Origin of the sequence: Xanthobacter autotrophicus (assembly GCF_030015065.1) — a bacterium.
Lineage (GTDB): Bacteria > Pseudomonadota > Alphaproteobacteria > Rhizobiales > Xanthobacteraceae > Xanthobacter > Xanthobacter autotrophicus_D.
Genome location: NZ_JAIVFN010000490.1, coordinates 1 through 415, shown reverse-complemented (window position 1 = coordinate 415; position 415 = coordinate 1). Strand labels below are relative to the sequence as shown.

The following is a 415-nucleotide window of genomic DNA, read 5'->3' as shown; positions in this document are numbered from 1 at the left end:
GTATTGCAGAAAAGCAGAAACTCTTAATGCGCAAAAAGCGTAAAGAAGAAAAAGAACGTAAAGAAGCAGAGTTAAAGACTAACATCGAAAACTCTACTAAACCTAAAAAAATACGTGATATAAAAAAACGTTATCAAAAGAAGAAGCAAGAGATTTTAGAAAACGAAAAGCAATTTGGATATGTTGGTCGGACACTAATCGAGGGGATAGACATCCACGAACCGGACTTCGAAAAACTAATAATGGAGAAAATCAAATGAAACAAACTGGAATGAACTTCCTGCGCAGAAAGCTATCGCTTTACAAAGCCGGTGTTGAAAAACGCTATCGTTATTATGCAATGCAAGATATTGATAACACAATGAGCATCGTTATGCCTTACAATGTTAAAAGTGCCTATCGGTCAGTCTTAGAA

At 35.7% G+C, this 415-nt stretch carries 1 protein-coding gene; it reads left to right on the top strand.

The features are described from left to right. Window positions 1–260, top strand: a 260-nt coding sequence (locus tag K9U40_RS24175; RefSeq protein WP_282892583.1) for a hypothetical protein, incomplete at its 5' end; no start/stop codon positions are given. Window positions 261–415: the final 155 nt, after the last annotated feature.